26 protein-coding genes are annotated in these 24,696 nt (G+C 51.2%); 11 read left to right on the forward strand and 15 right to left on the reverse strand.

Features of this window, described 5'->3' with window-relative positions; genetic code table 11:
* Positions 1-110 precede the first annotated feature (110 nt).
* On the reverse strand, positions 111-1,223 hold the full coding sequence (locus NDA02_RS09940; RefSeq protein WP_190793218.1) for a cysteine peptidase family C39 domain-containing protein: 1,113 nt from the start codon (positions 1,221-1,223) through the stop codon (positions 111-113).
* Positions 1,224-1,512: 289 nt separating this feature from the next.
* Here NDA02_RS09940 and NDA02_RS09945 point away from each other — a divergent pair, with 289 nt between their 5' ends.
* The 3 genes from NDA02_RS09945 to NDA02_RS09955 are packed head-to-tail and all read left to right on the forward strand — an operon-like array spanning position 1,513 to position 3,874.
* On the forward strand, positions 1,513-2,013 hold the full coding sequence (locus tag NDA02_RS09945) for an ABA4-like family protein (RefSeq protein WP_190793217.1): 501 nt from the start codon (positions 1,513-1,515) through the stop codon (positions 2,011-2,013).
* Positions 2,014-2,031: 18 nt separating this feature from the next.
* Positions 2,032-3,222, forward strand: coding sequence for a TonB family protein (locus NDA02_RS09950; RefSeq protein WP_190793216.1), 1,191 nt, complete (start codon positions 2,032-2,034; stop codon positions 3,220-3,222).
* 4 nt (positions 3,223-3,226) lie between these two features.
* A complete protein-coding gene (locus NDA02_RS09955) occupies positions 3,227-3,874 on the forward strand; it encodes a precorrin-8X methylmutase (protein WP_190793215.1) in 648 nt (215 codons plus the stop codon).
* Positions 3,875-3,951: 77 nt separating this feature from the next.
* Here the strand turns inward: NDA02_RS09955 and NDA02_RS09960 are convergent, their stop codons facing one another.
* Positions 3,952-4,485, reverse strand: a complete 534-nt coding sequence (locus NDA02_RS09960) for a tetratricopeptide repeat protein (protein WP_190793231.1) — start codon at positions 4,483-4,485, stop codon at positions 3,952-3,954.
* Between the two features lie 164 nt (positions 4,486-4,649).
* Complete coding sequence (locus NDA02_RS09965; RefSeq protein WP_190793214.1) at positions 4,650-5,378, reverse strand: Bax inhibitor-1 family protein; 729 nt, start codon at positions 5,376-5,378, stop codon at positions 4,650-4,652.
* Between the two features lie 358 nt (positions 5,379-5,736).
* Between NDA02_RS09965 and NDA02_RS09970 the strand changes: the two genes are divergently transcribed.
* The 3 genes from NDA02_RS09970 (at position 5,737) to NDA02_RS09980 (ending at position 7,313) form a co-directional block, all read left to right on the forward strand.
* Positions 5,737-6,519, forward strand: coding sequence for an RNA polymerase sigma factor SigF (locus tag NDA02_RS09970; RefSeq protein ID WP_190793930.1), 783 nt, complete (start codon positions 5,737-5,739; stop codon positions 6,517-6,519).
* A gap of 179 nt (positions 6,520-6,698) precedes the next feature.
* Entirely contained in the window at positions 6,699-6,971 is a 273-nt protein-coding gene (locus tag NDA02_RS09975) for a 2TM domain-containing protein (RefSeq protein ID WP_190793929.1), read from the forward strand.
* Between the two features lie 33 nt (positions 6,972-7,004).
* Positions 7,005-7,313: a DUF3181 family protein gene (locus NDA02_RS09980; RefSeq protein ID WP_190793928.1), complete on the forward strand. Its 309-nt coding sequence runs from the start codon at positions 7,005-7,007 to the stop codon at positions 7,311-7,313.
* A gap of 257 nt (positions 7,314-7,570) precedes the next feature.
* On the opposite strand, the gene NDA02_RS09985 is transcribed toward NDA02_RS09980, so the two are convergent.
* The 3 genes from NDA02_RS09985 to NDA02_RS09995 form a co-directional block, all read right to left on the reverse strand.
* Entirely contained in the window at positions 7,571-9,292 is a 1,722-nt protein-coding gene (locus NDA02_RS09985) for a diflavin flavoprotein (protein ID WP_190793927.1), read from the reverse strand.
* A gap of 131 nt (positions 9,293-9,423) precedes the next feature.
* Positions 9,424-10,002 carry a phosphate-starvation-inducible PsiE family protein gene (locus tag NDA02_RS09990; RefSeq protein ID WP_190793926.1) on the reverse strand — a complete coding sequence of 193 codons (579 nt, stop codon included), beginning with the start codon at positions 10,000-10,002 and terminating at the stop codon, positions 9,424-9,426.
* Positions 10,003-10,253: 251 nt separating this feature from the next.
* Positions 10,254-11,981 (reverse strand): diflavin flavoprotein, encoded by a 1,728-nt coding sequence (locus NDA02_RS09995; RefSeq protein WP_348254878.1) that lies wholly within the window; start codon positions 11,979-11,981, stop codon positions 10,254-10,256.
* A gap of 393 nt (positions 11,982-12,374) precedes the next feature.
* Here NDA02_RS09995 and NDA02_RS10000 point away from each other — a divergent pair, with 393 nt between their 5' ends.
* The gene (locus NDA02_RS10000; protein WP_190789591.1) at positions 12,375-13,100 is read left to right on the forward strand and encodes a response regulator transcription factor; all 726 of its coding nucleotides are present in this window, start codon (positions 12,375-12,377) and stop codon (positions 13,098-13,100) included.
* 76 nt (positions 13,101-13,176) lie between these two features.
* Here NDA02_RS10000 and NDA02_RS10005 read toward each other — a convergent pair whose 3' ends face one another.
* The 7 genes from NDA02_RS10005 to NDA02_RS10035 form a co-directional block, all read right to left on the reverse strand.
* A complete protein-coding gene (locus tag NDA02_RS10005) occupies positions 13,177-13,710 on the reverse strand; it encodes an N-acetyltransferase (RefSeq protein WP_190789590.1) in 534 nt (177 codons plus the stop codon).
* A gap of 38 nt (positions 13,711-13,748) precedes the next feature.
* Entirely contained in the window at positions 13,749-15,047 is a 1,299-nt protein-coding gene (locus NDA02_RS10010; protein WP_348254880.1) for an ABC transporter substrate-binding protein, read from the reverse strand.
* 311 nt (positions 15,048-15,358) lie between these two features.
* Positions 15,359-15,661, reverse strand: a complete 303-nt coding sequence (locus tag NDA02_RS10015; protein ID WP_190792204.1) for a hypothetical protein — start codon at positions 15,659-15,661, stop codon at positions 15,359-15,361.
* Positions 15,662-15,690: 29 nt separating this feature from the next.
* Positions 15,691-16,077, reverse strand: a complete 387-nt coding sequence (locus NDA02_RS10020) for a hypothetical protein (RefSeq protein ID WP_190792203.1) — start codon at positions 16,075-16,077, stop codon at positions 15,691-15,693.
* A gap of 228 nt (positions 16,078-16,305) precedes the next feature.
* Positions 16,306-17,271: a hypothetical protein gene (locus tag NDA02_RS10025; RefSeq protein WP_348248954.1), complete on the reverse strand. Its 966-nt coding sequence runs from the start codon at positions 17,269-17,271 to the stop codon at positions 16,306-16,308.
* Positions 17,272-17,423: 152 nt separating this feature from the next.
* Entirely contained in the window at positions 17,424-17,720 is a 297-nt protein-coding gene (locus NDA02_RS10030; RefSeq protein WP_348254882.1) for a Mo-dependent nitrogenase C-terminal domain-containing protein, read from the reverse strand.
* A gap of 51 nt (positions 17,721-17,771) precedes the next feature.
* The gene (locus NDA02_RS10035; protein ID WP_190794178.1) at positions 17,772-18,020 is read right to left on the reverse strand and encodes a hypothetical protein; all 249 of its coding nucleotides are present in this window, start codon (positions 18,018-18,020) and stop codon (positions 17,772-17,774) included.
* A 410-nt stretch (positions 18,021-18,430) separates the two neighbouring features.
* On the opposite strand from NDA02_RS10035, the gene NDA02_RS10040 reads away from it, so the two are divergent.
* On the forward strand, positions 18,431-18,628 hold the full coding sequence (locus NDA02_RS10040; protein ID WP_190794179.1) for a hypothetical protein: 198 nt from the start codon (positions 18,431-18,433) through the stop codon (positions 18,626-18,628).
* 331 nt (positions 18,629-18,959) lie between these two features.
* Here NDA02_RS10040 and NDA02_RS10045 read toward each other — a convergent pair whose 3' ends face one another.
* Complete coding sequence (locus tag NDA02_RS10045) at positions 18,960-19,358, reverse strand: response regulator (RefSeq protein WP_190794180.1); 399 nt, start codon at positions 19,356-19,358, stop codon at positions 18,960-18,962.
* 534 nt (positions 19,359-19,892) lie between these two features.
* Between NDA02_RS10045 and NDA02_RS10050 the strand changes: the two genes are divergently transcribed.
* The gene (locus tag NDA02_RS10050) at positions 19,893-20,393 is read left to right on the forward strand and encodes an orange carotenoid protein N-terminal domain-containing protein (RefSeq protein ID WP_190794181.1); all 501 of its coding nucleotides are present in this window, start codon (positions 19,893-19,895) and stop codon (positions 20,391-20,393) included.
* Between the two features lie 353 nt (positions 20,394-20,746).
* On the opposite strand, the gene NDA02_RS10055 is transcribed toward NDA02_RS10050, so the two are convergent.
* Positions 20,747-22,459, reverse strand: a complete 1,713-nt coding sequence (locus NDA02_RS10055; RefSeq protein WP_348254884.1) for a mechanosensitive ion channel — start codon at positions 22,457-22,459, stop codon at positions 20,747-20,749.
* A 682-nt stretch (positions 22,460-23,141) separates the two neighbouring features.
* Here NDA02_RS10055 and NDA02_RS10060 point away from each other — a divergent pair.
* Positions 23,142-23,600, forward strand: coding sequence for an SRPBCC family protein (locus NDA02_RS10060; RefSeq protein ID WP_190790395.1), 459 nt, complete (start codon positions 23,142-23,144; stop codon positions 23,598-23,600).
* 217 nt (positions 23,601-23,817) lie between these two features.
* A complete protein-coding gene (locus NDA02_RS10065; RefSeq protein ID WP_190790396.1) occupies positions 23,818-24,669 on the forward strand; it encodes a hypothetical protein in 852 nt (283 codons plus the stop codon).
* Positions 24,670-24,696: the final 27 nt, after the last annotated feature.

Genomic DNA, 24,696 nt, shown 5'->3' on the forward strand with positions numbered 1-24,696 from the left:
TCCCAACTTTTGACTTACTGCTCTATAAAGAGCGAGGGGGAACTTGCAGCCTTCAGGAGAGTTAGATTCCTCCCAGAATTGACCTGCTAAAGGAAGCGGCTCAGCGTGAGCTAGTCAATCCATTGAATCTTGCCCATTGCCTCTGAGACTTGCTGAAGTTCTATGCCGGGAAAAGTGACGATCGGGCGATCGAGGGTTGGCACTCCTGCGAGAAACGCACCGTTCAGCAGCAAGACAGTTTCGGGGTTGAGTTTTCCAGTGGGCTGAAGCCCCATTTGGGTCTGAAAGCTGCGAGTCGCGGTCTGAAGAGCATCGGGCATAACGGATTCAGACTGCGCCAGGTAGCCCAACTGCATGAGGTAACGCGCTGCATCCCCTGGCACTAAGACGGTGTCGCCCGGACGCAGAATCGGAACATACTGTTTACGCCAGATTTGCTCAAACTTGGCTCTGGGCAGGCGGAGGATTTTGCCGCGGTCGGGGTCGGCGATCGTTGCCGTATCTTCATCCATTGCGAGTAGCCCGACGGCATGAGGAGCTTTACCCCGTCGCAGTTCGAGCCAGGTTGCCAGCACACCGGGACGGTTGATTTGCCGCATTTGCTCCCAGGTAGGCGTTAGCTCAATTCCGTCGAGGTTCATCTGTTGCAGTGCACCCACCAATTGAGGCATCGAGGTCCCCAGAGAGCTGGTTCCGGCAAGCTGCGCGACGCTCGATTCAGTTGCCTCGATGTTCCAGAGCCGCAAGACAGATGCCAGAGCTGCCGGGGCACAGCTACTATCCGAGGTCTGGCGAAAGATGCCGTTCGGCTGCAAATTGTTTTCTAAAGAACTGTAGATTGGGGCGAGAAAGTACCGCTCGGAAGAATGAAATGCCATTAACCCCAGCAGCCCTAGCAGCGCAACCACGACTACCTGAAGCCGAGCGGTTCGCCAGCTCACGACAAATGCTAGCCCGCAAAACCCGACGAGAATCACGCGCATTGCCGTCCAGGTAAACTGCATTCCCGAAACGCGCCATTCGATCGGGAGTGCCTGCACCTGAGACAGGTAGGACACCAGCACCAGTAGCCCGATGTAGACCCCCAGGAAGGTCAGCGACAGCCAGTTTCTACCTTGAAACAGATTATCTGCCGTTGCCCCTCGCCGCAGCAGTACGCGCCCAAATCGCACTCCGCCTAAAAAGCCCAGCCCACTCAGTAATACGGTGACAACCTGTTCCACAATCCTTTCTCGTTCACGGTGTTTTGTACCTCGCCTGTTTTCCACTGTATGCGTTCTGTTGAAGCTTTGCTAAAACGAGGCATGTTCCAGGAGGGGTTTGGGCAGTCGCAGAGATTCGACATCGCCCCCTAAATTTCCTGGCGCCGTCCGATCGAGATTCCCTTGTCAGATCTGCTCGAAAGGCGATCGAATCCTGATCTGGGGTTAACCCGATCCAGACTAAAGTTGTCTTTCTATCAGAAAATCGCTCACCATAGGGGAGAGTTTAGCGGTTGGTGAGTTCAGAATCATGACACTTGATTTTTTGTTTAACGCAGCAAACTTGTTTGCCCTGCCCTTCTGGTTTTTGATGATCGTGCTGCCGAACTGGGGCATAACACGCAAAGTCATGGGGTCAGTGCTGCCGTTTGTCGCGCTGGCTGGACTCTATATCTATTTGTTTGCCAATAGCCTCGACCCGGAATCAGCACAGGCGTTTTCTAATCCGCAGCTTGCCGATCTTGCTCGCTTGTTTGCCGATGAGCGAGTCACGGCGACCGGATGGATTCATTTTCTTGTGATGGATTTGTTTGTGGGTCGCTGGATCTACTGGGAGGGTCAGCGAACCGGAGTCTGGACGACCCATTCTCTGCTATCCTGCTTGTTTGCGGGTCCGATCGGCTTACTGTCTCATTTAGCAACTCAGGGATTTCGCCAAACCTTTTTAACCCGCCCTGCGTCTACGGCGGAAGAACCAAGCAGTTCGACTGCGTCTGGAGCAATGTCCAATTCTCCGGCAGAGCCGTCTTAAACGAAGTAAAGGATTGCTATGACGAATTCACTCGATCGCAAGCCCAAGTCCGCGATCAGTCAGTGGCGCGTTCAAAAAGGCGATGATCCAGCGTGGCTCTGGTGGCTCGTTGCCGGCAGCTCGATCGCCACTCACGTCCTGCTGTTGAATCTGACGCTTTCCTTCAGCAGCCGTCTATCTAGCCCGTTGTCCAGCAGCAATCCGATTGCGATCGATCTGATTGAGCTAACGCCCGATAAACCTGCTGCAAATCCTCCTGCCAAACCTGCAACGGCGACTCCTGCCGCAGCTTCCCCAGCGAATCCCGCACCTGTCGCAAACCCGTCTGCTTCTGCTCCTGCCCCAACCGCCGCGAATTCTCCTCGCTACACGCCTCCTGCGCCGACTGGTGATATTGCCTTTGCCCCATCTGTTCCACCCATTCCATCCGCCCCGATTCCGCCCGTTTCAGCACCGACTCCCACGACTACTCTTCCTCCGTCCATCCCCGCTCAGACTTCCGCACCGCTTCCCCAGCTTGAGCCTGCACCCCTGCCGCCGAGTTCTCCCGCGATTGCTCCGGAGTTCCCCCCAGGGGTAACAGACAACCCTTTCCCTGAGCGAGATCCTTCCCCGATTCCAGAATCAACTATGCCCGATTCGGCTTTACCCGCGTCTCCACCTGCTGATTCCCCAGTGGAAGGCGAATCTATCCCAAATTCTGAATCGGCTGCTGCGCCTGTTCCACCCACTTCTCCCCAAGTTGTCACGCTGCCAATCGAGATCCCTGTTCCTGATGTAAGCGAAACGCTGCCAGTTCCATCGCCGTCTGTGGCGCAATTAGAACAGGTTGAAACTCCACAGCAAGCAGTTCCGGTAATGCTCACAGCAAGCGTGATCCCGGCTGAACCCGCATCCGACGCGAACGCACTTCCCGAGACGATCGCCCGTCCGCTTCAGGACTCTGAAACCTTTGCTGCCGACCCCCGCAGCTCACCCTGCCTGATTACCCCTGAAGTCATTCCCTATCTAGGCGAAACTGTTGCTGTCCAAGTCACCACTAACGAAGCAGGACAGGCAACTGATGCCAGCGTCCGCCAGCCCAGCAGCAGTCCCGTCTACGATGATCTTGCCGTCTGCATGGTCAAGCAATGGCAGTTTGAACCCGCCGTCTCTCAGGGAAACCCTGTGCCAAGCAATGCGCTTGTCGTCGCCGTTCGCATCCAATAACCCCATGCCCTCCCTCAACCACCCCATCCTGGAACAGAGCTTCGCCGTGATCGATCGTGAAATTGGCTCCCATTCCTTCACGCCTGCCGAGTATGCGATTGTTCGTCGTGTAATTCACAGCACGGCAGATTTTGAGTTTAAGGAGCTGATTCGCTTTAGTCCTGATGCGATCGCAGGTGCAGTGCAGGCTCTTCAGCAGGGCGTGCCGATCGTCGTTGATGTGAACATGGTGAAACAGGGGATTCTCAGCGTAGTTAATCGCACCTTTCAAAATCCGATCATGGTGGCAGTCGATCAGGCAGAGACCGCACTACCCGGAAAAACACGCACCGAAACAGGTCTCCTGTCCTGCTGGGAAGCAGTTCCTGGGGCAATCTATGCGATCGGCAATGCGCCCACGGCACTGTTGGCACTTTGCGAGCGAATTGGTGGCGATCGAATTGCGATGGCTCAGTCTGGCTCTGCCTCTCCCTTTGCAATGCCTCCGCTGGTGATCGGTGCGCCCGTGGGGTTTATCTCGGTCGTCGAGTCCAAAGCAGCTCTTGCCCAAACTCCTATTCCCCAGATTCGCGTAGAGGGGCGCAAGGGGGGGTCAGCGATCGCGGCGGCAATTCTCAACGCCCTGCTGATTCTGGCATGGGAAGCCACTTAGCCCCAAAAACAAAAAGTCCCCCAGAATCGGGGGATTAAGGGGCAGTGTAAGACATCCGCGATCAATCAAACATTCCTTCAGGAAGAAGGAACCAATCGCTTGCGGAGCGAATCTGCCCGTCGCTTTGCCGTTGAATTTTTCGGGTCAATCTTGAGCGCAGCTTCGTAGGTCTCAAGTGCCTGAGCGGTGAGCTGCTTTTTCTCGTAGGCAAATCCCAGATTGTTGAGCACCGTGGGATATTCGGACTGTCGCTCCAGTGCCTCTTTGTATTGCCGGATTGCCAGGTCATACTGCTCCTGAGCAGCATAGGCAAACCCCAGTGCGTTATAAATCAGGGCAGCGTTTTCTCCACCTTCCAAATCTTTTGCCTTCAGGGCTTTTTGGAACATGGCGATCGCCTGACTAAAGAGCCGCTTATCTAGATAAATACCGCCTAGCTCGTAATATTCCTTAGCGGTTCCCTTCTCCTTGGTGAGCTTGCGTTGAAGACGGGCGAACGTTCCCTCAGTGCGGCGCGATCTAAGGATTTGTCGAAAGAGAAACCAGCCTGCGACTGATAGCAGGGCTAACAGGACTGACAGATAGATAACCGGAAGCAAACTTGGGTCAATTGCCATTGCGAATACAGACTTGAACTCTTCCTTTCAGCCTACAACATCACGGAATTGGACGGAGGAGCCTGACTTGGTTCAACTTACACAAAAAAACAAGGGACGAAAGCCCCTTGCCGAAAAAGCGATGCTGTGAAGAATGATGAACCCGCAAAAACAATGAACTAGTCGCGGCTATTAATTGCAATCAGCAGACGCAGGATAAACACAAACAGGTTGATGTAGGTGAGATACATCGAAAGGGCAACGGAGAGATACTGCTGATCGCTGTAGCTACGCGGCAGGATATAAAAATCAACCACCGAAGCACCTACAAACAGCAAAACCCCTAGCCCAGAAATCCCAATTTCTAGCCAACTCGGCGTGAATATCCCAAAGAACGAAAACAGCAGTTGACCGAGAATTACCACAAACAGGGCAATGATCCCAATGCTGATGGTTTTCGAGAGTGCCAATCCATCTTGATCAGACAGGTTAGAGCCGATCGATCGTGCCCCAATAAACGTGACACCACAGCCCAGAGCGGCTGCCACGATGCCCATAATTCCAACCCCCTGCGTTCCCAGCGCGACAAAAATCAGTCCACTCAGGGTGTATCCAGAGAGCAAGCTATAGGCAGCCAGAAGTGGGAGCGCAACGCTGTTCTTGCCCTGCTGAGCGACGCTGGAAGCCACAAAGAAGAGAATCAGCTCGACAATTAATGCCCCGATGAAGGTCGGCATAAACAGGCTGGGATTGGAACTGATAACCCCCAAGCCACCGTATGCGCCCAGTGCGGTCAGAACTAGACCTGCACCTAAAAAAGGCAGTGCTTTAGAAATAACGTTTGGACCGACGATCGGCAGTCCTTTAGCCTCGCGCATCGCGCCGCGAAAATTGCTGGTGTTACTCATGACGCTTCTATTTCCTCAAGTCGATTCGTCAGAAAGTTAATTGACTGAACCACAGATTCACAGAATAAACTCACAGATTGGGTTCACAGGGTAGAGCAAAGCCCAAAAATCCGCTCTGCTTTGATTGTAGGTGATCGCTCCAATTGGGCATCGCGAGTCTAACCATTGGAATGGCTCTAATGCAGCCGTAAATCGATTCTGCACGCATCCGCAGATTGGAGTGTCGGTCATGACTCCGTACTTTCTCGGATTCCTCTGCATACGCCCCTTTCCATTCCCCGTGGAATAACGATGGTTACTACCCCCCTTCTATCCCGACAATGTGCCTAACTCTGAAAGCAAGGTGGTTCTTCAGGTCATGGCTACTCAATCTTCTCTTCGCTCTGACAGCATGGAACTCTTGATGGCATACAAGCAGAATCCATCTGTTGCCCTCCGTAATCGGCTCGTACGTTTGAATGCTGGACTCGTTCGCAAAATTGCTCATCAAATTTGCCACAAGTGCTCTGAACCCTACGAAGACCTGGAGCAGATTGGCTACCTCGGCTTAATTCGGGCGATCGAGCGATTCAATCCTGGCCAGGGCTGTGCCTTTAGCTCGTTTGCGGTTCCCTACATTCGCGGCGAAATGCTGCACTTCCTGCGCGATCGCGGTAACTCTGTTAAAGTTCCCCGCCGTTTGCAGGATCTCGACAAAGAAGGGCAGCGGGTGCGGACAGAGTTAACCAAGCTCCTAGGTAGAACGCCCGAAGACAACGAAATTGCAGAGCGGCTCGGTGTCTCCGCCTGCGAGTGGCGCGAAGTGAAGCTGGCAATGCGAAACCGCATGCCCCTGAGTCTAGATGCCACAATTTCCCACCAGACCGACTCGCCGATGACGCTGGGCGAAACCCTGCCCGATATGCACTACCAAACGCTCCAAAAGCTCGAAGAAGACCGCCAGCAGCTGCAGCGTGCTCTTAACCAGCTCGAAGAGAAAACCAGAGCCGCGATCGAGTTTGTCTTTTTCAGCGATTTGTCCCGCAAAGAAGTTGCAGAGCGAATCGGAGTCAGCCCAATGACTGTCACCCGCCGTATTCATCGCGGTTTAGAGCAAATGCTCACCTTCTTACAGCCCCAAACCCTGCAAACCGATCCCTAAGTTTTCGCGTCTCGTCTCCCTAAATGTCCATATCTCCTTGAGCTAGGGCGATTGTCAACCGATCGCCTTTTTTCATGCCAAAAATTCCTTATCTCCCCATGCCCCATGCCCCTATCCCCCCTTCACTCTTCACCCTTGCAGTAATCTAGAAGAAGAAACCTACCTTATCCCCAAACGCTATGCCTCCCCGTTGGTCGCGCAAACCCGATCGCAAAGATGCTGACTACCGCAAGCTGGACGATCGCATGAATTTTGCAGTTCACGTCGCTTCCTTTATTGCCGTTAACTCCGGTGTATGGTTTGTTCACAACCTGCAGCAGGCAGACTGGGAGTGGATTAGCTGGCTCACTGGGCTATGGGGACTTGTCCTAGCGGCACATGCAATTTATATCTTCACAATTGCAGATTACTCAGAGGCGACACCTGCGCCAACCTTGAGTAAAAAAGAGTAAATCAATACCAATAATCAAAACAGGAACAGAACAATGGCATACGCAACCACCAACGAAGCGATCGAAAAACTCGCTGCGGCGATCGGCGAAAACGTTTACATCGACGTGGCAAAGTGGCATCTCTATCTGCGTGATGCTCACCTACATACTGTTCTGGCAGAGCAGCTTTATCCTCAGATGCAGGATGGCAACCTCCAGGAAAATCAGGTTCTTGATTTGCTGAAGAAAGTCCCTGTGAGACTGGGCGGCGGCAAGCTCGAAGTTCCCCTTTCAGAACTGCTGCCAATGCAGTCACAGGTGCATCTGATGGATGTCCTGGAAGAGTATCAGCGCGAGATGTAACCTGACAGTGATTCTCCAACGATAAAATCCACGGATCTAGCTTGGGGTTAACAACATTAACTCCAACATTAACTCCAGTTCTAACAAAGTCGTTTTCGTTGCAAGTCACAAGACGCAGGAAGTTTTTCAGGACGATCGCGCCAAGGAGCGAGTCTATCTCAGGAAGCGATCGTCCCAGCCATTCAGGTCGTTCAACCCACTCTCCCACGGCAGCATTGTCACAACTTCGATCGCCCTAAGATTGCCATAATACCGTCCTAATACTGACTGCCCGATTTGCGGTGCTGCACGGCGGTGACTCCATTGGATTCCAGCAGTTTTCCGTCTTCGACCAACGCGTAGACGAGCCAGTGATCGCCGCATTCCATTCGATCCTGCACCCGGCATTCAAGATAGGCAAGGGCTTCGTCTAATACCAAGCAGCCATTGTTTGCCGGATGGGTGGCAATTTCGGCAAAGCGATCGTTGCTGGCGGCAGTTCGCTGAAAATAGCGCCTGAGGTTACGCCCTTCTTTGAGAATGTTGAGGACAAAGGAACCGCCGAGCTGTGCTGCGTCTTCGTTGTCTTCTTTGCTGATGGCGATCGTCAATCCGGGAGGGCTAAACGTTGCCTGAGACACCCAGGAAGTCAGCATTCCGCGATTGACTCCGTTTTCCTGCGTGGTTAATACACAAAGCGATCCGGTAATGCGTCCGACTGCATGTCCGGTGCGATCGCTCTGGGATTCGGCAGCAAGCTGACGAGGGGCGCGAATCTTTCTTGTTTTCCGAAGTGCCTGGACAAACTCGCCTCCGGCGGCTTCACCCTGTTTTAGAGTGGCTTCGGTGGGTTTGAACTTAACGCGAATTGGCTCAAATCCGAAGCGGAACCCTGCGTCTTGCAGCTTTGTTTCTAGCAGGTCGATCGCCTCACCGCTCCAACCGTAGGAGCCAAATATCCCTGTGAGTTTGGTCTTGGTAGCAGTAGAGAGGGCAATGCCCAGCGCAGTCTGAATTTGAGTCGGGGCGTGTCCTCCCAGGGTGGGCGAACCAAAGATAAAGCCGTCACACTGCTCCAGAGCGGCTGCGATTTCAGCGGGATCAGTAAACTCGCAGTTGATTGACTGCACCGAAGCACCAGCCTGAATCATGCCCTGGGCGATCGCATTTGCGAGGGTTGCGGTGTTGCCATAGGCAGAGGCATAGAGCAGAGCTACGTTGAGATCCTGAGTTTTTTGCTGTTCACACCATTGGCGGTAGTCAAACGTAAAGCGGCTGAGGCTGTAGCGCACTAAGGGACCGTGACCGGGCGCATAGATCTTGGCGCGAATCTCTGAAAGCTTATCGAGGGCAGCTTCAACTTGCTTTGCCTGGGCTGCATGAATGCAGTCGAAATAATAGCGGCGGTCTTCGTCAAGCTGTTTCCAGTTCTCATCAAAGACAGCATCATCGCAGACATGCGCCCCGAATAGCTTGTCCGTGTACAAAATGCGACTTGCCGGATCGAAAACGCAAAGTCCGTCGGGATGGCGCGGCGTGGGAGTGGGAATGAGCTGAAGCTGATGCCCTTGCCCCAGGTCGATCGTCTCTTCCACGTTTGCCAGAATGATTCGTAAATCCAGATTGGGAAGTGCCGATCGCAGCGCGACTTCTGCCGCACGGGTGCAGACAAAGGTAATTTGCGGAGCCGTTTCGACATTGAGCAGTGCTTTGAGGGTGGCGCAGCGATTTGAGTTAACGTGCCCTAAAATCACATAGTCAATCTTTTGCAGATAGACGTGGTGCGCCAGTTCTTCAATAAAAATCTCTGTGAACGATTCACCAGGCGGGTCGATTAACGCGATTTTGTCTGCCTGGATCAGGTAAGAATTTGCCGTCGTTCCCTTTTGACGAGCATACTCCACCTCAAACTTGAGCCGATCCCAGGTGCGCGATCGTAAGACCAGCGTCTGCGCTCCGATTTCGGCAACTTGAACGTCACGGGGTTTGATGTCTGTCATAGGGGGAGGATAGAAAGGGACTGGAAAACTAGACGGTCGGCAAAACTAATCAGAGCACTGCTCAGATATCGAAGCGGGAGGGATGCGGGAGCTTTTACCGCGCCATCTTTTCACGACTGCACTTAATTTTGTCAAAACTGAGGCTGCTCTAATTCTCGATGATGATTGGCGTGATGATTCGTGCGAGTTGGCACATCAGTCATTTCTTCTTCGATCGCCGCTGCCACCGCCAGTTCTCTTGTTCGTCGCGCAGAAAGCACCTGTTCCGGATCGATGCCTTCAAACGTAGGAGGCAGCCAGACGCGAATCACCAGCAGCATACCCAGCACCAGTAGAAACGCGCAGGAAGCCGCAATCTGTGTCCAGGGAGTTTCGAGGACGCCTCGCACAATCACTTCTCGCAAAATGGAGACGATCGACACTTCAACCGCGACCCCAATCGACACGCGCTGTTCTTGCAGGTAAATAATCAGTAGCCGGAACAGCTCAACCAGAATGAGGAGAAACAAAATATCGGCAGTGACGGCAGTAAAGTCCAGCGGCGGCAGCAGCGACAGCACCATTTCTCGAAGCTGGATCACCATGAAGCTGAATAAGCCGATACAGAGTGAAATCACAATCAAATCTTGGACGGCTTCCAGGGCGCGGACGATGTAGTGACGCTTAATCCAGTTGTAGCGATCGGTTGTGGAACTCATAGCATTCTGCATCGGTTTTCTGTTCCATCAAGATTTCCTCCCTAGCTTACCTTCAAGTTAACTTATCTATAAATAGCTTAATGTTCAAAAAAGCTGATTAATTGAATTAACGTTTTACTGAAGGGTAATGCAGAACAGTTCCAGGATTGGGAGCCAGAAAGGGAAATAGAGGAGGCGATGCAAAACCTTTAATACTGCTCCGATCGCCCCTCATCTACGTGAATATGATCGTTGCCCCAATCTACTGTGCTTAATAGCTGTGCCTAGTAGTGGTTGCCGACCTTGCGGTGGTGAATTGCAGTCAAGCCATCGACCCTAGATACGCGACCTGCCTGAATCGTGCTGTAGACAATCCAGTGATCGCTGCATTCCATGCGGCTAACCACTTCGCATTCCAAATAGGCTAGCGACTCTGCCAGGATCGGCGAACCGTTGGTGGCAGGATAGGTCTTGACACCGGCAAAGCGATCGGCTCCGGGAGCAAACCGCTTGAGAAAATGCTTCATCAGGGTTTGATAGTTGCCTTCTTCCAGCACGTTCAGCACAAATCGATCGCCTACGTGCATAAAGGATTCGATTGCCCGGTCTTTTGCAACTGCGATCGACACGCCAGGAGGCTTCAGGCTTGCCTGTGCCACCCAGGATGCCAGCATCGCGCTGGAGATGTCGCCCTTTTGTGCCGTGATGATATAGAGTCCGCCGCTGAGCCGCCCCAGTGCTTTATCCAGATCGTTGTCGAGAGCCTTCATTTGCTTGACGGTGCGATCGCGGGTGAGCCACTGTCCCAGGTCGGTTCCGGCTTCGACGCAGAGCTGAAAGGTGCTGTCGTTCGGCGTTTCTTTGATCAAAATCGGCGGAAACGCTTCTCGCACCCCCACTTCTCGAAAGCGATTGCGAAGCGGATAGACCGACTCATCCTCGCCGCCGCCTGTTTCAAACAAGCCCACGACCTGCTTGGAGTTCACGGCTGCCAGGATCGTACCCAGTGCCGCTTCCGTGCTGCCGATCGAGCGACCTGGCTGAGGTGGCATCCCGATCACAATGCCCGATGCTAGACCGATCGTTTCAGTAATGTCGTGCGGCTCAGCCGTGCACAGATCAATCAGCTCGACGCCCACGCCTGTTTTCTGGATGCCCTGACCGATTGCCTGGGCTAGCTCGTCGCTGTAGCCGTAGTCCACTACATAGAAAATGGCAACCATTGTTTCGGCTTTTGCCTGTGCCTGGCTCCATTCGCGGTAGCGGTTCACCAGTTCTGAAATGTGGTGCTTTAGCAGGGGGCCGTGTCCGGTGGCGATCGTCTCGATGGTTGGAAGGTTGCCCATGCGCTTCAGGGCTGCCAGTACCGAGCGGGCATTTGGACCCATGAGGCAGTCGTAGTAAAGCTTATAGTCTGCCTCCAGCAGCTCCAGGTCTTCGTCGTAGCTGTAGTCGTCGCAGTAGTGCATCCCAAACACATCGCAGGTGTAGAGAGTGCTGGTTTTGTGGTCGAAGGTCAGAATGGTGTCGGGCCAGTGGAGGTTAGGTGCAGAAACGAACTCCAGCTCGTGCCCATTGCCCAGATCCAGCCGCTCGCCGCTTTTTACCTGGAGCCGCTCAAAGGGAGAATGTACCAGATCTTCAAGAAATTGAATGGCTACCTTGGAACCGACGATGGTAATGTGAGGCGCAAGCTGGAGCAGGTCTTTGATCAGACCGCTGTGGTCGGGCTCAGTATGGCTGACAACTAAATAGTCAATCTGTTGGGGATCGATCAGCCCGGTCAGGGTATCAAAGTAAAGCTCGCGAAATTTCTCGTGCGAGGTATCGACTAAAGCAGTCTTCTCACCCCGGATCAAAAAGGAGTTATAAGTTGTGCCGTTTTGCAGCTCAAATTCAATGTCAAAGCGATCGCGATCCCAGTCAAGCGATCGAATTGCTGTCGTGTTATCGGCTATTTCTAAGGTTTGGAGCGTTAAGCGGCTTTGAATGCGCTCAGTAAGTGCTACCATGTCTGACTTTCCTCACTAACGGGCGAGCCTTGTCCTGTCATTACCCCATTATTGCTCTGCTGACTAGTTTTTTGTAAAGTTTTAATAAGTAAATCTACTTATTATCTCTGCTTATCAATTCTCCCATAAGGGTGACGCAAACTTAATCAATTTCTGACGTGAGGAAGCTAATAGACGCGGCTACCGTCGTTTTAAGGGTATTTTTGCCGTGGCTACGAGCATGTTGCATTCTGTCTCAGAAACGAAAGATTCCCTTGTAAACTGTAAACGGGTTAAATATAAGCATTAAGATTGATGCGCTCAGAAAGAATTAAAGATCCTTGCTTATAATCTGTACAGGAATCTTTTCATTCCTCAACGGTTCTAGAACATCTCTATCAAAACTCTTAAAAGATGCCTCGTATTCTTGTCATCGATGATGACCCTGCAATTGCCGAACTCGTCGCCGTAAATCTGGAAATGGCTGGCTATGATGTCAGTCAAGCTCCAGATGGCATCAAAGGACAAGCCCTTGCGCTTCAGCTCATTCCAGACCTGATCATGCTGGATTTGATGCTGCCTAAGGTCGATGGATTTACGGTTTGCCAGCGTCTCCGGCGTGACGAACGAACTGCTGATATTCCCGTCTTGATGTTGACGGCTCTTGGGCAAACCCAAGACAAGGTAGAAGGATTCAATGCAGGGGCAGACGACTACCTGACGAAACCCTTTGAAGTCGAAGAAATGCTGGCGCGAGTGCGTGCCCTGCTCCGACGAACCGATCGCATTCCTCAGGCTGCTAAGCACAGCGAAATTCTTAACTTTGGTCCGCTGACGCTTGTTCCCGAACGGCTAGAGGCGATCTGGTTTGACCATACGGTAAAGCTGACTCATCTAGAGTTTGAGCTGCTCCACTGCCTGCTTCAGCGACACGGACAAACCGTTTCCCCCAGCGAAATTCTCAAAGAAGTCTGGGGCTACGACCCGAATGATGACATTGAAACGATTCGGGTTCACGTTCGTCACCTGAGAACTAAGCTGGAGCCCGACCCACGCCATCCGCGCTATATCAAAACTGTCTATGGGGCAGGATATTGCCTGGAACTGCCTGCACTGCCTCAGGAAGGCGAGATTGCCTGAGCAAATTCTTTTTCCAGAATGCCTGTTCTACAAGAGGCGATCGAAGTCGTTTCCTTTGTGGTTGATACGCTGACTCCTACTCCAGCGCGTTGAACTCCGATCGATAGCTCACTGTTCCATGGCAGCCCTTAAGGGCATCCGCTGCTAGCTCTACTACCATAAACGCTTCTTCTGGGACGTTGTATTCACATTTCAACCCCTTTTCGCGGGCTGGAACAAACCCAAATCGGGAATAGTATGCCGGGGAGCCCAGCACGACAACAGCTTGACAGCCCAACCGATCGCACTCTACTAAACCCTGGCGAATCAGCAGTGCCCCAATTCCCCGTCGCTGATAGCCGGGTAGAACCGCAACGGGTGCAAGCCCAAGCACGAAGGCATCCGCACATTCCCCGCAGGCTCGATCGACGTTGGGCTGGGTGCGAATCGTGACTGGACTGAAGAAAATGTGTCCGACGATTTGCCCAGATTCAGTCGCAATGAGGGAAAGCGTAGAAGCGGCTCCCCGAAGTCGATCGACTAAATTTGCCTCGTCTTCTCGCCCGAATGCCGCAAGATTGACTTTGCGAATGGCTTCTATATCCTCTGGTTGCTCAGCTCGGACTTCCATAATTTCCTAAGTTCTCAGTTTTGGAATCTGAAGCAGTTCTAGGTCTTGAGCAATGTACGGGTTTCCTGAGCCGCTGCCTGGAGTGCAGCTTCAATCGACATCCGATCGGTGAGGGCAGCACTAAGATAACGCTGGAGAATATCGGAAGCCTGGGCATATTGGGCGATCGGCGGACGCAAAACTGCCTGTTCTACCACCTGCTGCATTGGCGAGAAATAGGGGTATTTTGCCAGCACTTCGGGATCAGCATAAACCGATCGGCGTGTGGGCAGATAGCCATTTTCGAGGGCAGCCATTTTTTGAGCAGCAGCACTGGCATAAAATTGAGCCACTCGCCAGGCAGCTTCAGGATGACGCGAGCTTTTTGCAATGCCAATTCCCCAGCCGCCGAGACAGGCTCCGCTCTGGAACCCTTCTGCATGAACCATCGGCATCACCGCAAACTTTCCTCTGACTAAAGAATCATCCGCGCTCGCCAGCGGATACACATAGGGCCAGTTTCGCAAGAATGCTACCTCCCCACTCTGAAATAGCTGCCGCGTTTCTTCTTCCTGGAAGGTTGTCACTCCGGGAGGCGCAATGCCAGCCGCGATCGTGTCTTTCAAAAAGCGAAGTGCCTGGACTGCCTGAGGGCGATCAATTCCGACTTCCTGCGTTTTGGGATCGACCCAGAAGCCGCCAAACCCCGCCAGCACTTCGATAAACATAGCAGGAAGCCCTTCGTACTGTCGCCCCTGCCAGACGTAGCCCCACTTTGCCGCGCCAGACTGCTGAAGCTGTTTTGCCGCGCTGATCAGATCATTAAAGGTGGTGGGGGGCTGAATGCCTGCCTGTTCTAGCAGATCTTTGCGGTAGTAGATCATGCCGCCATCCGATCGAATGGGCAGTCGATACAGCCGCTCTTGATAGCGTCCGCCTGCCAGATCGCCCGGCATCAAGTCAGCAACATCTTCGGGAGTGAGGCGATCGGTTAAATCCAGTAGCCATCCGGCGGCAGCAAACTTGGGCAGCCAGACGATGTCCATCATCACCAAGTCATAGGGCGAATCTCCCAGCAAAAAGGATGAGGTGTAGAGGTCTTCGACCAGGTTTGAGGCGTTTGGTCCTTCAACAACATCAATTTTGATATCTGGATTTTCGGCTTCAAACGCTTTGACCAGGTGTTCTCCCTGCGCTGCATCGAGGGCAGAAGTCAACAAGCTGACGTGAACTGGTTCTTGAGTTCGGGCAGGGGGAGCTACCCAGATAATGAACAACGCAAACAAAATTGCCAGCCCAAACCAGATTACAGGTTTAGCAAGCCAGCGTGAACCTGTGCGGAAAAGGGTTTTGGGCATTGTGACTCCACCCGGATCAGCGCAAAAGGGTTTGTCTCATTAGACTGTAAACGTCTCAAGAGATATGTCTAGCTTACGCATCTGGTGGATTTAGGGAAAGAGGAGCAAGAGAAGTGACAGGAAAATTTAAGGGAACCTCTGGGAAGAAATTAAGCCAAACGGCTCGAAATTCCTCCTGTGAAGGGAGATTTAGGGAGATCTCAAGCCCTGGAAGACCAATCCGAAGTTCTTCTCAAACCTCCTTGTAATTGATTGATTGATCGTTTTTATAAAAGCTTGTAATAATCTGTCGGATGAATCATTCTGCTCAGTTATTTTGCTAAATCTTGAAGCAGTGCCCCAGCAATTTGTCGCCATTCTGCATCCAGTTCTGAGGTGCATTCTGGCTGCCTTGCGCGATCGTACCAGTAGCGGGCGTTGCTCATATCTCCTTCTCTGCGATGCAGATAGGCATGTACCCAGGCACTCTCTGGATCAGTTCCATCGCCCAAAAACTCATGGGCCTGTTGCCAGCCGTTGCGCTTGTCGTACCAGAGTGCCTGCAATGCAAGGGGTAAATTGAATGGAGGACGATCAGCTACCTGAGTAGAGTGAAAAAATTCGTCGAATGTCATGGTTTGAACTGCTTGCGCTCCCCTGCTGGCTAACGTCGCGTCTGCGAAGAGCCGACCTTATTTTCGGGCTGTAACCGAGCCTGGAAATCGCTACAGTCCAGAGCACTTTCGGTCAAGACGGTTTCTGGACGAACCGCACAGCGCAGATAGGGATTGTTGGTAAAAAACTGGCACTGATAGCAAGGAATTTTTTGGGCAACTTTGACTTTGCGGTTGCCGCCATAAACCAGCTTGGGCAGTCCCAGAAAAACGGCAGTGGCGATCGACCAGAGGAGAACAAAGCTAATCGGAATAAAGAATAAAAGGCTATCCGGGGGCTGTGTTTGTTCCTGTTGAGGAACGTTTGAGGAGACAGCCTGCTGCGAAGCAATCAGCATAGCTTCAGTCTGGTCAGGTGCGATGTCATTGCCGTTCATTGCCGTTCACGATGGTTAGGTAACTGTTGTCTAGTAAGTAACTGTGTTAAGTAACTGTTGTCAGGATCAGTTTTTCAGAATTGGCAGGCGGGGAATAGGTTTAAGGCACAGCGATCGCTTGTGAAACCTCTAATTGTTTCAGGAAGAACCTGACAAGTCCAAGCTCCTCCCGATCGTTCGATCGCCGCAGCTTTTCAGATTCTGATACGGCAAATTTTCAGATTCCGATTAAGAGACGGTTTCCTCTGCTGCCGGAAGCTGGGCTATAGGCTTCATGTCAGAGCCGTAGAGCTCAACGAACCGCTTGTAGAGCCACATCGTATCCCGTTCAGAAGTTCGATTACTAGGATTCAGCAGACGGTTGAGATTGCGCTCAGCCAGCTTTTGCAGGTAAGGCAGATCTTCAAACAGTGTGAGACAAGCTGAGAAGTGCAAAATTGCTTGCAGAATCGGACGGGGCCACTTAAGGTCGCTGTAAATGTCGATCAGAAACTTATGGCGATTTTCGTCGATTGGCACAACGTTAAATAGAACCGTGATGCGCTTGCCGTTATAGGCTGGGATGCTCAGCTCAACGGTGTAGGGAGTCAGCAGCGTCAAATCTACTTCCACAATTGGCTGCCGCCAGATGCGGAGCGCGTTCATGGGCGAATCGAGCGTGGTTTGAAACTTCACTTTGCCGCCGATCGCCGTAGGCTCTACATCGCTTACCTGAATCACTCTCAAGTTACCCAAACTAAAGTTGTGAATGCTTTCCAAGTGTTTCAGGTTCAGCAGGTGGTAAATCTGGCAAACGTAGGGGAATGGCAGAATGTATCCCTGGCTGATCACATGATTCTCGCGCATCTCGTGCATTCTTGCTTGAGTGCGATGGGCAAAGCTTTCAAACGAGTGGCTGAGCTGGGATGCAGCCTGGAGTGCCCTGGTTCCTCCATCTTCTTCTTGCTGGTTGGGCTTGAGATAAAGCCAGGTCAAAAAGAAGAATGAAGCCATGATCAGCTGCAAGACTTCACCGGGCGAGGGCGCACCGTGGGCGAAAGCAGCAATCCCACGATCGGCAATGCCAAAGAGCCAGGAAGGAATTCCAATCATCCAAATGCCGTTTTTAATTTGGGCAATGGACATGGGAATATCAACAGAAGACTGACGCTGAATTGCAGCTTGTTGAGTTTTAGGTTCGATCGAAGTAGACATGGTTAATTCCGGCAGAACGGTAAGTCAGGTGAAACGGGAATCCAATCGATAGGGCCTGAAAACAAGATCTGAAATCAAGCTGGGAACACAAACGAGAAAAGCGATTGGATTAGAGCGGAAACCATCAAAGTGACAGAAGGATTAAACAAACCTTAATGCAACTCTGCAGGGCTCGCAGCCGACTCTAAACAAACCATTGATCGAAACCGAAGTCCGACAAACTGCTCATACAGAGGATTGAGCTTACAAAGGGGCGGGATCACAAATAGAACGCGATCGGCAACCTTAACAGTGCGGGCAAAAGGACAGCTCGCCGGAATAACATGACAGATAACCTGTGCAACCTTCGGGTTTTGAATCTCCACCGAATCGAGCCATTTGCGGATGGGATTCAAGACGTTTAAGCGGGAGGATGTCAAATGAGAGAAGAACTGCACGAGGTTAAACATTTGTCCAAGTCCTGAACGAATAAAGAATGAATCGTTTCGATCGTTCGCGAATTAAGCCGTTTTCAAGCTATATGAAACTGCGGTTGCTTGCCCTTCGGCACTAGAGATAAGTTGCCATCCTTCACGCAAGAGCTTCTGGTAAGTTGCCCAGCCTTTTGAGCCACCCGGAATCTCATAATCTGGCACTGCGCCTCGGAAGGTTTTGTACGACTGCCAGGGTTGACTCGGGGAAGTTCTAATGTGCAGAATCTTAGTTCCGTCGTGACCGAAGCTCGAAAGCCAGCACATTTGTCCAGTCATAAAGCAAACTCCTTGATTTTTTCCCAGCTTCGTTGTCGAAGAATGCGCGCTGGGCGCAGGTGATTACGCACTGGGCGGATAGAGAAGAACGCATCGAAGAGCTGAAATGACAGCTAACTTTTGGTTGCGAACCTTGATAGTTCCAGGATGCTGCGGGACACTCAGAAAATCCTCTTTCTAGAGTGTTAAATATTTCTTTACGTTCCTGCGTCAGTCGATAGAGAACCAGAGCAAAAGGAGATATAGCCCCGAAAACGCCTGTAAATATGAACCTTTCAAGTTTTCAAGCAGTCTATCTACGTAAATACCCCTTGAGTTCTAACGGCTTCCTAAAACTCAAGTCTTGTGGTAGAGGAAAATCAGCGTTGTTCCCAGTAGAAATAAAAATGTGAGTGGGAGAAATATAGGCAATGAAAGAGTTTCCGCGCTTCAACTGTGAGCAAACGGTTCGGTTTATTGGAGGAAAAGGAAAAGTAAAGTCCTACCGGCCCGCTTCAGGCTCCTGGCAGTATTTGGTCGAGATGGAGATGGGACCAGAGCCGGATATGGGAAGAATTGGCTATGAGACCACAATTATGCTGCTGGAGTCCGATCTAGTTCCTTTGTAGGTCGATTGATTGCCAAACCTATCAGCGATCGCATCAACCGCTGCATTCGCCCCTGCTTTCATCGTTGTATTAACGCAACGCATTATAAACTCATGCATTAGCGAAATACATTAACGTAATGCATTAACACAATTATTAAAGTTGCTATGGTCATTGCAGTCTTCTTAGGCTGCATTTTTTTACATAGCTTTTTTACATAGCACACTTCCCAAAACAGAGTTTTAGCCCAGGATAGTGAGTCATTCGGTTAAGTGAACTCGGTAGGTATCACTGCCCTTAATCCAACCTATACGCATCTTAACATTTCTTCAAGCGATTGGCAGGCATTGGCTCATGCCTTCGGTAATAGCGATCGAACTTGATTGATGAGTTCTGTAAAATCGACAGGTTTTCGGATAAACCCGTTAATTCCTAATTCTTGCTCCTCGGCTTCTGAAGGCTGATCAAATCCGGTAATCAGCAGAATTGGAATATAGGGCAACGCTTTATTCTGGCGAATCCGACGGCTGACTTCAAAGCCATTCATCCCAGGCATCATCATATCGAGCAGGATGAGGGCAGGAGGTTCTGCTTCTATTTTTTCCAGAGCGGCATGACCGTTATCCGCGACATCAACCTGATATCCTTCGGTTTCCAAAAACGTTTGGAGTAAGAAAGAATTATCAGAAATGTCATCCACGATGAGAATTTTGGGAACCCCAACATCGGAATGAACCAGCGGTGGATTCATAAAAGCGTAGGTACTAGCTATTAAAAATATCAAAGAGAATTTTAGCGGATTCTTGCACCACTTTAGTAGGTAGACCCGCTATTGATACACATTTCTTGCTCAACACGTTGCTTCTTATCCCTATGCAGCAAGAAAAGGCTCAGCTTACCAATTATTTCTTAACTAAGAATAAAGAAATAAAAATGAGTCACTTCTGATGCTTTTAGCTGCTCGTTTAAGAGCAAGTTTCTCAACGAGTATTTCGGAGAACGAAAATAGAATATGAAAAAGCAGCCCCCGAAGGAACTGCCGCAGTTTCTGGTCTCTCTTCCTTTCCATTTGCATAGTAGATGATTGAAAGAAGAGCGATCGTCTGCCGTTAGACGGAGTTGTCTACGAAACTCTTGGCTTTTTAGTTTCTCTCGATTTCTATGGGAAAACTTCTCCCTGTAGCATAGCCTCTATCCCTGTTGGGATACTGATTTATACCTTGAGCGGGTTAGGTGAGCGAAAAGCGACTGATAAAGTTTCAGTCGATGAGTTAACTAACAATTTATGACATATACCACGTCGAATTCTTCCACTGAGCTAGTACAAGCTTTTCAGAGCCTGGATGTTGATCAGCAGCTTGCACTCTTTTATTTCATTTACAAGGAAATGGGCGACTCTGTGACTCCGGCTGCCCCCGCTGCCAGCACCGTTTCTCCAGAGATTGCAGAAGGATTGTTCAATCAGGTTAAAGAACTCTCTCATGAAGAGCAGCTTCAGCTTCAGCGCGACTTAGTTATGCGGAAAAACAGCTTTATTGCGCGAGAATATGGGGCACTGAGCGACACGACAAAACTTCTGTTCTGGTATTACTTGTCTCAGGGAATGGATCAGGGAACGATTATTCCCATGCCTGCAAACTATGAGCTTTCTGAGCAAGCAAATCAACTCTTTGAGCAAATCAAGGGGCTTGATTTTGGTCAGCAAATTACCCTGTTCCGTGACATTGTTGCACCAATGGGCGTTGACCCGACCACGGCTGAACACAACGAAGAAACCGGACTGTAGAACCGTCTGATCATCGGCTTTCCAGGGTGGGCACTGCTCACCCTAACCAAGATTGAGGGATGAAAACAGCAAAACGGCAAATAGCCCCTAGATGCTTAGTTTCCTGCGGCAGCTTGCCAAATTAGGCTGGCTCCCGCTGCAGTAGCGGTCATTCCTCCCTCAAGCCTTGCTTGCGTTCAGTGCAAAAGTTCCTGTCTGCTCCACGATACGCATTGCCAACTCATACAATTTCCATAAATCCAATTTTTATATAAATCCAATTTCCACATTTCCATATAAATTCAATTTCTATAAATTCAAAAAAAAGGCGGCAGAGCCGCCCTAAGGTTTATCTATAAAACACGATCGAATTTCTATCGCGGGCTATTCTGCCGGAACGACGACACCCATTCGCGCAGTTGGTCGGCCGCCACATCTCGACCCCCTAAACCAAAGGCAAGGGCGATCGCCACGGCAATGGCTCCCACAATAAGACCAAATGCCAGATTCACAATGCTACTGGCAATACCCATTTGCTGAAGTGCCATCGCAGCGACCAGCGCAATAATGGCGATCCGGGCAGTTTGTGCCAGAACTCGGGCTTGGCGTCCGCCGGAACTGCTAATCAGGTTAAACGCCAGATTTGCCAGGTACAGGCCCACACCAAACACGGCGAGTCCAATCAGCACCCGTGCCGAGATTGCCAACAAACCATAGACAACTGCTGTGAGAGACTCAAAGCCCAGCACTTCGGTTGCCGCAACTGCGCCCAGCAGCATTATGCCGACCAGCACCACAATCCCACCAATTTCAGAAGGCGATCGAGCCCCAGACTGCACCACGGTTTTCGCGCCTGGCGCAGGCTTTCCGGGCGGAACCGTTCCCGGAGCAGTTCCAATGGTGGTGGATGGCGGAGCAGGCGGCGGGGTGCGTCCGGTAGTTGCTGCAGACGGGGGGAATCCGAGAACTCTAAAGATATTGTTGAAGCCGATGCTGGTCAGAATACTGGCGACCAGATCTGCCACAAATCGCCCAATCACATAGAAGATTGCCAGAATCAGACCCGCCGTGAAAATCAGCGGCAGAGCAGTCAGGATTTGCTCGAGCATTTGCACTGCCGGGGCAGAAATAGCTTCGATTTGCAGCGCATTGAGGGCAGCGATCGCCGTCGGGATCAAAATCAGCACATACACGATCGTGCCGATCAATGCCGCCAGGGATAGCCCGCCCGCTGCCTGGGTCAAGCCGATTCTTGCGCCGATCTGGTTGGTTCCCACTGCGCTAAGCAGGTTCGTGACAATGCCGCGCACAACTCGCGCAATCAGCCAGCCGACCGCCGCAATCAATATCGCTGTCAAAATTCTGGGCAGCGCAGAGAGAATCTGATCGAGCAAATTCTGCACAGGCTGAAGCGGACCCTGAAGATTTAAAACATCCAGAACCAGGGGCAGGAAAAACAGCAGCACAAACCAGTACAGCGCGTTGCCGAGGGTTTCGTTCAGCAAAAACGGGCTGCCTGCATCAGTTCCGCCTGTTTGCGCCGCTAGCCGATCGTCTAGATTAAACCGCGATAATCCACGGGTAACAACCAGCTTGGTGATCGTTGCCAACAACCACGCCACCAGCAAAAGCACAACGGCTCCACCCAGGCGCGGCAAATAGGCAAAAATTTGGTTCAGCAGACTAGTCAGCGGCGCGGAGACTGCCGGAAGCTGAAGCGCGTTCAGGAATGCCACGATCGCAAACAACATGATCAGCCAGAATACCCCGGCTGAGATCCATCGCTCCACCCGCAGTGAATCGCCCTGCGTCGTTGGGTGTCCAGTAATGGCGTGGGCAATGCGATCGTCTAGATTCGTTTTACTCAAAATGCCTCGAACAACCGAAGCGACCAGCAGCGCGATCAGCCAGCCAATGATCAAAACGGCGATCGCCGCAATCAAACGAGGCAGATAGGCTGTAATTCCCTGAAGCCAGTTGGTTGCTACCGCTGTACTTTCTGTAAGCGGATTGGCTTGGGCAAGCCAGGGAAGCCAGCCCAGCGGCTCAGGCAAATGAAGGGACGCGACGCACCAAATCTCACTCATAGGGTTTTGATACCAGAAACATCACTAAGGACTGAAAAACAAGCGTATTCGTTTTCCTAGGAAAAAATCAGGAGAAACTGTAAAACAACGGAACGGTTTTCAGGAGTCGATCGCCAATTGATCGCCTCGATCAACAGTGCGGGTTTATCTGCTCGCTAAAATTTTGCAGTCACACTAAATACCGATAAGATTATGTCGGAAGCCTTAGAGTCGCCTCTCTCTTTATGAAGAAATAACGAGCGGGATTTAGACAAAACGGTAATGGCGGGCGATCGGAACTGGCAGATCAAAAAATAGAATTGCGATGGAGAATTGCCTTAATACTGATGTAGATTCGTTAAGTTCAGTAAGTTCAATTAATAGCCTGCGGCGAAGTTATCCGAGGCCTGCGCCGTCATAATTTCATGTTGTATTTCAGAAGTCGTATTCTGGAAAATAATTAAACAGTCATGCTGTTTGTCGGATTGCGTGCTCCTCGATTTTGGGCAATCCTGTACCTTTAAGTCGCCTGTACCTCTAAGTTGCCTATGCCTCTAAGTTGCCTATGCCTCTAAGTTGAAGGTTTACTTTATTCCGTCTCCAGTAAACTGCCAGACGCTAGCCCATCAGACGTTAGATTATCTAATGTATTACAGTGATCTTTGGGAACTCTCCTTAGTAACTCTCCCCGACTCCTGCCAGAATGCCGCTGCAAGTCTTTGAGCAATCGATTCAAATCAAGGCTAGCGCAACCGCTGTCGAGCAATGCCTGACGGACTTAGAGCTAATGCACCGATGGCTCAATCCTGCTTTGCGCTGTGAGCCGATTAGCGAGTGGAGTACCGAGTTAGGTAGCCGCAGCCGCTTTGTGATTCAGGTTCCTCTGTTGAAGCCCAAGCTGAGAGTTACAGTGGGCAAGCGGGAGCCGGGGCTGATTGTGTGGGAGTTTCAAGGCTTTTTCAAAGGGCGCGATCGCTGGGAATGCCAGCCTAATGAGCGGGGCACACGATTAATTAATCGCTTTGAGTTTTCGATCCCGAATGCGATCGTTCGCTACGGCTTTAATCAGTTTGCCTATGACTGGACAAAGCAAGATATGCAGGCACAGCTTCGCCGCCTTAAGCGAGTGGCGGAGGAAGTGTATCAGCTCTCTGCGGTTTAGGCACTGTGCGTCGTTGACCCTGGCTTCTGTCCAGCCCACTGCCCAGGGTATCCCTCAGCGTATTGTTCAGCGTATTGCCAGGGTTGAACTGTTACCAGTCTGACTTTAGATATATTTTCGCCAAAATTGCCTGATTGGTCGCGTTTATCGTCCTCCGAGTTGGGTTTGGGTGTTTACCCTGAAAGTATGGCTTTGAAAATTATTGTGGGTGAGTGGAATGAATACCTTACGTTTTAAGCAACTATTTTTTATCTCTAGCCTGGCAGGAATTTTGGTGGCGATGGGCAGTCGATCGGCTCAAGCCGAAACTTTTCAGGCAATGCCACAAGCGAATCAAACTCCTGACACTGCGGGCATCCGATCGGATGCCCCACTAAACGCGCAACCTGACGCAGCCAATTCGTTAACCGTTCAAGAAGAACCGCTTCATAGCGAACCGACTCCTGTAATCAACGCAGAAGCAGTTCCTCCGCTTGATTCCGCCGAAGTTTCAGCAGACAGTTTGCAGGGGGAAACGCAGCGCGGAACTGAGACAGCTCAAATGATTACTCCGCAGGACGACCAATCTGGTATTAATACCGAGATTAATGCGAATATTGATGCACAAGGCTCCAATTCGATCATTACTGCTCAAGAAGTCGATCCGGGTCGAGCCACGCGATCGGGTTCAAGCTACATTGGCATTGGCGGCAATATTGGCTTCGGCGGCGATAGCGGACTGGGCACAGGCAATTTTGCCATTTTGAGCAAAGTGGGCATTACGGAAAATATTTCGCTTCGTCCGGCTGCTTTGGTGGGGGATGGTGTCACGTTCCTCTTTCCAGCAACGGTTGATTTTCCGATCGCCGTTTCGACCACGGTAGATGACGAACGCATCGGGCTGGCTCCGTTTATTGGGGGCGGTATTGCAATTGGCGCAGACGACGATAGCGAAATTCAGCCCCTAGTGACGGTAGGTGTGGATGTGCCAATTACCAACGAGTTCACCGCAAACGCAAGTGCCAACGTCAGCTTTCCTGATGATGTGGAAGTGGGCGTGATTTTGGGAATTGGCTACAACTTCCGTTAAAGAATCTGCGGGGCAGTGCCATTTAAT

It is taken from the genome of Leptolyngbya sp. ST-U4 (genome assembly GCF_039962215.1).
Taxonomy (GTDB): Bacteria; Cyanobacteriota; Cyanobacteriia; order Elainellales; family Elainellaceae; genus Leptolyngbya_A.